Annotated in this window: 7 protein-coding genes and 1 tRNA gene; 1 reads left to right on the top strand and 7 read right to left on the bottom strand. The window is 50.8% G+C overall.

Annotated elements, in window-relative coordinates:
- Positions 1-67: 67 nt before the first annotated feature.
- On the bottom strand, positions 68-862 hold the full coding sequence (rpsB, locus tag HMPREF3164_RS00405; protein ID WP_004006225.1) for a 30S ribosomal protein S2: 795 nt from the start codon (positions 860-862) through the stop codon (positions 68-70).
- Between the two features lie 815 nt (positions 863-1677).
- Here rpsB and HMPREF3164_RS00410 point away from each other — a divergent pair.
- Positions 1678-2154 (top strand): murein hydrolase activator EnvC family protein, encoded by a 477-nt coding sequence (locus HMPREF3164_RS00410; RefSeq protein WP_239661874.1) that lies wholly within the window; start codon positions 1678-1680, stop codon positions 2152-2154.
- A 101-nt stretch (positions 2155-2255) separates the two neighbouring features.
- On the opposite strand, the gene HMPREF3164_RS00415 is transcribed toward HMPREF3164_RS00410, so the two are convergent.
- The 6 genes from HMPREF3164_RS00415 to HMPREF3164_RS00440 all read right to left on the bottom strand — a co-directional run bounded on the left by HMPREF3164_RS00415 (position 2256) and on the right by HMPREF3164_RS00440 (position 9574).
- On the bottom strand, positions 2256-4328 hold the full coding sequence (locus HMPREF3164_RS00415) for a hypothetical protein (RefSeq protein ID WP_070448434.1): 2073 nt from the start codon (positions 4326-4328) through the stop codon (positions 2256-2258).
- Between the two features lie 12 nt (positions 4329-4340).
- Positions 4341-5339, bottom strand: a complete 999-nt coding sequence (locus tag HMPREF3164_RS00420) for a Yip1 family protein (RefSeq protein WP_239664779.1) — start codon at positions 5337-5339, stop codon at positions 4341-4343.
- A 247-nt stretch (positions 5340-5586) separates the two neighbouring features.
- On the bottom strand, positions 5587-6921 hold the full coding sequence (locus tag HMPREF3164_RS00425) for a hypothetical protein (RefSeq protein WP_246822534.1): 1335 nt from the start codon (positions 6919-6921) through the stop codon (positions 5587-5589).
- 240 nt (positions 6922-7161) lie between these two features.
- Positions 7162-7235 (bottom strand) — tRNA-Ile (locus tag HMPREF3164_RS00430).
- A gap of 72 nt (positions 7236-7307) precedes the next feature.
- Entirely contained in the window at positions 7308-8519 is a 1212-nt protein-coding gene (locus tag HMPREF3164_RS00435) for a glycosyltransferase (protein ID WP_004006220.1), read from the bottom strand.
- 191 nt (positions 8520-8710) lie between these two features.
- On the bottom strand, positions 8711-9574 hold the full coding sequence (locus HMPREF3164_RS00440) for a phage holin family protein (protein WP_013398718.1): 864 nt from the start codon (positions 9572-9574) through the stop codon (positions 8711-8713).
- Positions 9575-10018: the final 444 nt, after the last annotated feature.

A 10018-nucleotide genomic window follows, 5' to 3' on the forward strand; every position in this document is an offset into this window, starting at 1 on the left:
CGGCACCTTACCCGCCACAGGGTAGGTACCGTCCGTACTGCTTTTCCCATCGTGGAAAAGCTAAAGCCTACTTAGCTTCAGCCGCCTGAGCTGCCTCGTGCTGCTCTAGCAGTTCGCGCTCCCACGCAGCCATAGGCTCTTCAGCAGCCTCTGCCTTACCGGTCTTCTTAGCATTACGCTCAATGAGACCTGCAGCAACAGCGTCTGCCACCACACGGGTGAGCAGGTTGACGGAACGGATCGCATCGTCGTTACCAGGGATGGGGAATGCAACTTCGTCAGGGTCACAGTTGGTGTCAAGAATAGCTACCACGGGGATGCCCAGCTTCTGAGCCTCGTTAACCGCCAGGTGCTCCTTCTTGGTATCAACAACCCAGACGAGGGAGGGAACCTTGCTCAGGTTACGGATACCGCCCAGGGTCTTTTCGAGCTTCTCAAACTCGCGGCGCATCAAGAGCAGTTCCTTCTTGGTGTAACGAGACCCTGCGACATCGTCAAAGTCGATCTGCTCAAGTTCCTTCATACGCTCAATGCTCTTAGCGATGGTGGAGAAGTTGGTGAGCATACCACCAAGCCAGCGGTGGTTAACGTAAGGCATATTCACGCGGGTAGCCTGCTCAGCAATAACTTCCTGTGCCTGCTTCTTGGTACCCACAAACAGAATGTTGCCGCCGTGTGCAACGGTGGATTTAACAGCCTCAAAAGCCTTATCAATGAATTCGAGGGACTGCTGCAGGTCGATGATGTAAATGCCGTTGCGTTCGGTGAGGATGAAACGCTTCATCTTGGGGTTCCAACGGCGGGTCTGGTGACCGAAGTGAACGCCGGAATCCAGCATCTCACGCATAGTTACGACGGGCATGTCGTCTCCTTTATATCAGGGTGCCGCGCTGACCTCCCATCTCGGGCTAGCCACACGCGCGCATAGTAGTTATCGGTTTATCCTAGTGGCGATTAGACATTCGGGTTGCCCCGTGTCTCAAGCCCTGACCGCTTGTTCTAAGCGGACCGAAGGTCTTTTATCACCTGTTATTTAGGTTCCAGGTGCTCACGCCACGCGTCGTCAGCGAGCCTTTCCGTTACCAGGCTAGGCACACTGCAATAGAAAATTGTACCTGATATTTGGGTCTTAAGTCTTTAGTACCGTGAGCTTTTCGCCCGGATAAGCGTGGTTTTTTATAAAAATTGTTGCTACTACCTCACTTGAATCCATAGAATCACGAGTCTTCATATTTTGGAGGTTTGTGAAAAACGCTAAGTCGTCTCACCTGTTTTTCACGAAAACGCTAATTACCGTCTGTGGATATCGAATAAAAATGTCCCGAAAGGGTAAGTTTTCCACAGTACAGCCTTGTACATATCTTTATGCGTCTTCGACTGTGGTGTGCTCGAAGAATGATATGTGATTGGTTGGGGGCGTGGATGCACCGCGCGGGTCTGGCGGCACAGGCACGTATTTTTACGATGTCCAGACAACACTTTATATCTGCACTGTGGCGTACTCCCCTGTTTCTTCTAGCATGCTGGCGCTCAGGGCATCCTATAAAAGTCTGGGTGCCTTCTCCAATATTCTTGCGGGTTTTAACGATCCAGATCATAGTCCTTACCGTGGCATTATCTTTAGGCTTCGGGCCACACGTCAGCGGTATAAAGTACCGACACGGTCCCCTACAGATCATGCACACTTCTGCGCGTTCATGGATTTCACCTATATCTGGAAAACCTCATGTCATTCATGCCTTTATCAAGCCCAGTCAGCGGTGGTCGGCAGGGCATCGCGGAGTCGATCTTGAGGCAACAGAACAGGACCAAGTACGCGCTCCGGCGCCTGGAACCATAGTTTTCTCGGGAACTGTCGTCGATCGACAGGTAGTAGTCATTGAGCATCCGAACGGGTATAGGTCGAGTTTCGAGCCTGTCACCGATCCTCTGCCAGTCGGTACTCACGTTCAGGCGGGGCAGGTTATCGCTCGGGTGGATGCGCATCCCGCAAAACCTCGGTGCTCTACCACATGCCTTTACTGGAGCGTTCGGCGCGGCGGCGACCACAAGAACGGAAGCGGCAAAAACGCAGAATATATTAACCCTATGCTTCTGTTGGGACCAGCAGAACCGACTATACTACTTCCCGTTGACGAGAGTTTCAAAGCCTGAAATATTACCTATATGTCGTGAGCCCCGCATCGTGTACGATGCGGGGCTCACTGTGTGCCTGACCAACCGGTCTCTGCTTTGCTATACGTTATGGCACGGCACTACTGCAAAAAGTCCTGATCACTATCACCCGAAACGGGTTTCTGCTGTGACTTTGCAGCGTGCTTCGGGGTAGGAGCCTGTTGGGCGGGCAGCGGGATAGTACCGTCCGTTTCAGCCGCATAGGAGCTTCCGGACGAGAACGCAACGGTCGGCGAATCGTCGCCGTAATTGAGAACATCCGAGTCTGAAGCTGTGTAGGCTGCTGTCGGCTGCACCGCTTGCTGTGCAGCTCGGCGTTCGCGTGCCTTCTGGCTTGCGCGACGAATGCGCTTGCGGAAGATGAAGAGCACCAACAGAATCAGCAGAAGCAGACCGAGCAAAATAGCATCCACCACAAAGTCCGTCATGGTAAACCCATGCGCTGGAATGGTGAGGGATGAGGTATTGACATAACCCTCCGAGCTATTAACCGTAACGTTACGCCCGTCGCCAGAGAGATGTGAATCTTGGCGACCAAACATAGAGTTACTTCCCTGCAGAGCATCGGTTTTAACCGAGCTCATGATGGGGAGTTCAAACTTGAAATCGTAGTTTTTGGGCTGTAGCTGGCCAAAACGCTCCTGCAGGTTAAACTTGGGCGAAACCGTATAGTCTGCTCCGAAGAGATTAACCCCGCCAGGATGATGAATCGTCATTTCAGAACCGGGTAGGTAAGCACCAATACGGGTATTGAATTCCGCAGAATCTTTGCCTCGTATCTTTGCTGAATATATCGTATTATCGCCGTCAGTACGTTCCTCAAATGTCGCTTGAGCCTCATCAGACCCTTGAACGAAAGACTTAAGGGCATCCCCAGCCTGCGCGACATCAGAACTCTTAAAGGCAAGTTCAAACTTCGCTTCAACAGAACCGTCCATACCCAGCGCAGAAGTCACGTTTAGGCTTTCAGGCTGAATCGTGCGCGAATTCTTTAGGTTGACTTTTATTACCCTATCCGACGCGGATGCGCTTGAGCTTGAGCTATTCGACGAACCGTAGTCCTGGTCAAAATTTTTACCGTCGTCAGAGAAGCTAAACTTCACCCCGTAGTTGGTTCCCGGTGAACACACACGGCTGCAATCAACTGAACCTGTTACATGCTCAATGATCTTCGCCCCAGAAGAATCAGTTTTAACTTCTTGGGAACTTTCTAACGCGGTCTCTTGAGTACCCAGAATTTTCTGAAGTTTAGCATTGAGATCCTCGAAAGAATCGGCAGTAAATTTTAGGTTGCGACCGCTTTCATCTTTACCAGATTGCGTGGACGGTAAACTCCGGTAAGACTTTTTGGCGATTTCTTCGTCAATACCCTTGGTAAGCTCAGCTCCCTCAGGTTTCACCGAGTTAAGATAAGTGTCTACAGCACTTACCCGGTCAGGTACCATGATCTCTTTTGCGAGAAAGACAATCTTGGCGTTATATTTACCGTCCTTCTTATCGACCGCAATCACAACTTCATCAAACCCATTATCTTTGAGGTCTTTAGCTTGAACCTCATTGGAGGACTCTGTTGTTTTAATTTCGCGACCTTCAAAGGTAACGCTGTTTTTCCCACTTGACTGCAGGACATTGTCTTTGCGTTTTGCTTCGACCAAGCCGTCTGTTACAAGCGCTTCGGGAAGCCACTTGATAAGGTCCTGCGAGGTGAAGTTTTCAGAGACTTCAACGCCCTGAACCAAACCGTCTTTGCTGTCGCTAATCAGAATTCTGGGTTCTTTATCAAAGCTTGAAGCCTTCAAGATAGCGGAGACTTTAGTACGATACTCATCTACGCTATTAAAATTCACTTTGAAGGTGGCCTGAGCATTATCGCCTTCGGTTCGAATGCCCTCATAATCAAGTTCTTGAGGTTTGTGTTTCTTAATCGAAGCGTCAAGAGCGTTAACGTCGCCTTTGAGGTAATCTTTATTATCTTTCAAGCTGAAAGACACTGTAATGGTGCGGGAGCCTTTCTCGGAATTTTCAAGCCCAAGATTTGTCTCAACTTTTGCACCACAGGCAGACATAATGAGCGCTAGAACCGTCAGAAAGACGGCAAGGAATCCAAGTCTTCCTTGCCGTCTTGACGAGCGCTGCTGTAGTAGCTGGCTCATCTTACAATGCTCCTAGAAGCTTGATGCCATGGGGTTAGGCATCATCTGGAACGCAATATTGTATACGATGATGGCCACAATAACCCATGCAGTTGTAAGAAGAGCGTGCATTAACACAGGCGATTTCTCAAAACGGCCTAGGCGATTCAGCCCTAGGTAGATAAGAGACTCACCGATCACAATCGAGAACGCAAAGATTGCTACCAGAAGATATATCGTCAGGATGGGGTTCTCTGCAAAGTTCTTCCCATTTGTACCCATCGTGAGAAGAACAAAGAGGTAGAGCAGAAGATAGGAGCCAACCAAGGGAAGAGCCGCAACACCTGCCGCGCTCATGCAGTCGTTGAAACTCGACTGAACTTTTCCGATACGAGCGGTCAGCATGAGCTGCAAGCCGCGCAGAACGTGAATCGCAAAAATTGCGACAAAGAAAATCAGAAAAATCATGACGGTCTGCCCAAAGTTTCCTCCCTGAGAGGAGCTCCCCCGGCTGCCGTAGAATGATCCGCGGAACATGTAGAAAAGCCCAAGAAGACCGCTGACCAGCTGCGTAATGACCAAAGAGCCTGCGAAGGACTGTGCTGCTACAGCGATAATCCATCCCCAAGGTTGGCTGTCCTGCAGTCTTTTATGTGCGTCGCCCGGCTGGCTCTTAAAGACATCAAGGAAGCTGCCCCAAACATTCTTGAGAGCTTCAGCGAAAGGGTTTGGCACTGCCGGTGCTGCTGGCTGGGCGAAACCAGCATGTGGGTCTCCCTGAGGCTGTGCAGGGTTTTGCGGGTTAAACCCGTTCGGCTGGGGAATCTGCTGGTTCGGAGCACCCGGAACCGGGTTTCCAAACTGATTAGGATCCTGCTGGTATTGTCCGCCCTGCTCCTGGGGAGGTACAGACTGGTGCATATTAGGGTTCCCATACGGTTGAGCGGGGTTGGGATTCTGGTACCCGTCATTGCCATAGCCTTGAGGATGTTGTGGCTGACCTTGACCGGACTGCGGAATATTCTCACTCATCATCTGATCCTTATCTCGGATTTTCCTATGCAACAAGCCGATATACACTCGGGACGTTGCTTCAAGAAACCAGATAAGTCTGAAGATCTCGTGGCTAAGCCTTATTCCAGGAAGAAGGCGCTGGAGCAACAGTACTCCGTGTGTTTATCGGCGATGTCTCGCGTGTGCATGCGAGGTTACTTTTTACCCTACCTTAAATCTCGCCTTTACTCACGATAATTCGTCATATCTTCAGAAAATAAGGTATTTATTCTTCTTCTAATTTCTTCACGCGACGAGTCACCACGATGGGGATAGAGATCAGCACTACGATGAGCAGGGATGCTACGACAATCCCAGCAATCATAATTGGCCTATAGTTGCGGGGGGCCTTCTGCATATGAATTTCCATTGTGGCGGTGTTAATACCCTTGGCGCGCACATGAATTGCCCCATCGGACTGATCTACAACAGTATTAGCAGGAGGATTTACAACTGCCATACCGTCCGGCGCCACCACAATATATTCACTGTCGCCACTGAATCTATCGGTGACTTTAGCATCCGCAACGAGCTTGGCACGCAACGTCAGCTGATCGTTCTCACCCTTCTCAAGACTTACCTCGCTGCCGGGCATATAGTTGTTGAGCAAACGTTGGAAATCTTGAACTTTGATATTGCTGATCCGGGTAGTAAAGGTACGCCCTATACCCTGCTCATTACGCTCCATATTATGTTCACCGGTCTTTGTATTGGAGGCACCAAAGATCTCATTAATACTCCGGCTAAAAAGCATTGCGTCGAGCGGGCTAAAGGTATATTGGAAGCTCGCACTCAAAGAAGACTCGGAGCTGATGTAGAAAGTGCTTGAAAATTTCTCAGGAACCACTCGGCGGCTCATCGTATAGCTAACAACCGAGGATGTACCAGAATCGTATTTTGCTGCCTCGTTGACGCTGTATAGAGCTTCGTCGCCGCTCTTACCCCAGGATGCGGGCGCTGCTACAAGCCCCAATGGCGGGGATGACATGCTCGCATCACAAATACCGGCACAATCAATATGCACATTTGCGGTTGATAAAAGCTCTTGATTTTCTCCTGTGGACTCGCTGAAAGAGATGGAATTATTCTTGGTTCCGAGAAGCTGTTCGAGGTCTCTATTAACCTGGTCGATGCTATTCGCAGTAAATGTTACGTGCCGACCCTGTGCTTCTTTCGGGATAAGAGCATCTTTACCCACAAAATACGGCTGATACGAATGAATATCGGACTCTACCTTTTGGTTATCAACTTTGACGGCCTCCAGATAGGTATCTAGGTCTTGAAGCTCGCTTTGCCCAATCTCACCTTTAAAATCTCCGAGAAGCAAGTGCCCCTCAAAGGTACCGTCTTCCTTGAGCTGAAGCACAAAAATAAGATTGCGAACATGGGGCGAAGGAACATCCTGCTGATCTGCGCGAGCCGCTGTCAGGAAGGCCGAGCCATGATCGTGTGTAGGCACCGGCGCAAGAACGGGTGCCGCTACGCCAAGAACAGAGGCGAGGGTAAACGCGGTGGCAAAACGCAGAAAGCGACGCTCATATAAACCTTGTAGCGCTCTCATGCAGGATTTATCGGTGGTCATTATTCCTCATTTTGAGTGAGCCGGAGTCTCTAACAGGGGTTCCGAGAGAAAATGGTGCTTTTCAAAAGTAGCTGGCAAACGCTTTATCTCTCAAATGTTCGTATCTAATGTAGCGTGTTTATGCTCTCTGTTCTAACTCGCGTAACTCGAACCCCGATATAAAGCGAAAAGACCCCGCTCGGCGACATGTAATAAATGAGTCATACCGAGCGGGGTCTGTAGGGAGTGTGGGACTTGAACCCACGACCAAAGGATTATGAGTCCTCTGCTCTAACCGGCTGAGCTAACTCCCCTAGAGGCTTAGCGCGTAAGCCACGTCTCTAGAGTACCTGAGGGGTACAGTTTTGGCGAATCTTAGACACATCTTATTTTTCAGAACGTTGAGCAAGAAAGCGCTCATAGGGGGCATCCGATACATATAATTCCTCAAAAGTGCGCCAGGTATTCTCCGCACTGTGGAATTCCACAATACGGCGGCTCTCACGCCCCATCTGCTCGCGTTCAGCGGCAGGTAGACGAAGAATTGCTGTAAGTTTATCTGCCAAATCCTGCGGATTATTAGGTTCAAAGAGGTATCCGTTAACGCCTTCTTCCACGAGATGTGGAAGCGCTAGGGCGTTTGCCAAGACTACGGGAGTGGATGCGCTCATAGCCTCCAAGGAGACAAGCGACTGCAGCTCTGCGGTCCCAGGCTGACAGAAAATATCCGCCCTCTGGTAAACACCCGGCAGTTCTTCGTCCGGAACAAACCCACGGAACGTCACTCGGTTTTCAACACCGCATTCGCGTGCCTTCTGTTCGAGGGTTTCACGAAGCTCGCCGCCTCCGGCGATATCAAGGCGAACGTGGTCAAGGTCTTCAGGGAGAAGAGAGAGCGCCTCAATAAGCACATCTACGTGCTTCTCTTCAGCAAGACGACCCACGAAGGTTACACGCAGTTCGCCGGGTGCTTTGCCCAAATCTGCGCCCTCAGCAAGTTCGTAGTCGCTGATTTCAATGCCGTTAGAAACGGGCATAACGGGGCGAGTAAATCTTCCAAGATCTCGCATCGCATCGGCGCCGATCTGAGTCGGAGTTGTCACCACCGCCGCATATTTGAAAAGACGGCGCATATCCGCCCAGGTAATATGCGCATACACCTTTTTGATGGGTTCCGGGAACGGCAGGAATGGATCTAAATTTGCGGGCATAAAGTGGTTGGTGGCGATAACTCGAATTCCACGCTTATGTGCCTGCTTCAGTAATGCGCGCCCGATAATGTAGTGGCACTGCACATGAATAACATCCGGCTTAACTTCATCAAGGATACGACCCACCTCGGCGTGGATTTCCCAGGGAATACAGATGCGGTTGGTTTCATGAGTGGGGGGCAGATGCGAACGCAGACGGTGCTCGACGATGCCGCCCTCTACTACGGTTCGGTAGCTAGGTCCACGGCTGGGATTTGCGGCAACCACGTGTACTTCGTGCCCGCGCTTGAGCATAGAGGTCGCTAGGCGGTGCCCAAATTGTGCCGCGCCGTTCACATCGGGGGGATAGGTCTCAGCACCGATCAGGATCTTCTTTGCCTGCTGCATCGCCTGTTCTCCTTGGTCTGACTTCTCAGGTGTATGGGGTGTTCTTCATTATTTTATCGGGTGTTATCGCGTTCCTCAGCATAAACAGGCCTTGGAGTTCTCTGAGAGTCGCCTCTATATGCACTCAAAAATGGCCCGCCACCGCGGAGGTGACGGGCCAATATACGGAGTCTGTGGTGCAGGTACTTGCGTTAGCGTCGCACAATCTTTCGGAGGAAGAGTACGACTGCAGAGAGCGATGCGCCCAGAGCTGCGAAGGACTTCCACCGAGCCTTAACAACCTCAGGCTTGGATGCGTTGCTGACCATGTTGCGCCCAACGGTAGCCGCGCTGCTGGGTGCGTTCTGTACACCGGTCTTTGCGGAGTCTACGGTTGATTGGGTGAAGGATTGAGCATTCTGTGCGTACTTCTGCATATCATCGCGCAAAGCTGCAAGGTGTGCGCGACGTTCTTTAGTGCGCTGCTGAATCTGCTCAATGGTGAGCGGCTTGGGCTCTTCTTCGCCGCGTGCCTTACGCTCCTCAGCTTCTTGGCGTGCCTTCTCTGCAGCGGCCTCACGCTCTGCCTGCTTGCGCGCTGCACGTTCAGCCTGCTCTTGTTTCAAACGGGAGGCTGTCATTGCGCTGCCTTCACGAAGCACGCCGAGATCGAAGAGAACGCCGAAGATTGCCGATTCGGGAGCAAAGGGCAGCTGGGCTTTAACTTTTTTATATCCGATAAGCCCTAAAATGGCGAGAATAATAAGGAAGACGCCTGCCCAAATCAGCGCTGAGGCCCATAAAGGTACAAGCTGTCCAAGGAGGAAGATAAGCAGACCGATAATAGCGATGACCATGAAGCACGCAAAAACAGCTGCGACGGCGAGAAATGCTGCACCTTTGCCAAGAGCGACGCCTTTGGTCTTAAGCTCGTGCTTTGCAATCTGGACTTCGTCTTTGACCTGGTTAATACCTAGGGTTTTAAGTACCTTAGCGGCATCAAAGAGACCCGCGATACTTGACTTAATCCCTGCAATGCCTGCTCGTATGCCTTGGGGATTAGTGTTTGTGGTCATGCCCACCTCTCCGTGATTGTTCTGTGTGGAGCTTCTGTTTGGCACCCCACGGTTATTATTCTAGCTCTATTCTTACCGCAGGTGTGTTGTTACACAACCGCCCCAGCGATCACACCGGCCAAACCGTATGATTTTTCTGCTCCCATCGAATCTTCAGAAGGCGGCAGTATACGGTTTTATGGTGTGTAGGGTATCTTTCGCATTCTACCGTGTGCTGTGTAATTTCTCGAAAACTTTTGTGCGTATGCATTCATATAGTGGTTCGAGACAGCGATGTTTGATGCGCGAGAGGGTTCTTGGGCGAGGGTATTTAGAGACCCCCAGCGTTGAGAAAATATGGAGTGGGTTACTGGCAAAGTCCAGTCACCTTATAAGAAAAGCCTCAGAGTGAAACTCCGAGGCTTTTAAATGCTCCCCCGACTGGACTCGAAATAGACGAAGCCC

The sequence above is a fragment of the Rothia sp. HMSC08A08 genome (assembly GCF_001808385.1).
GTDB classification, from domain to species: Bacteria; Actinomycetota; Actinomycetes; order Actinomycetales; family Micrococcaceae; genus Rothia; species Rothia dentocariosa.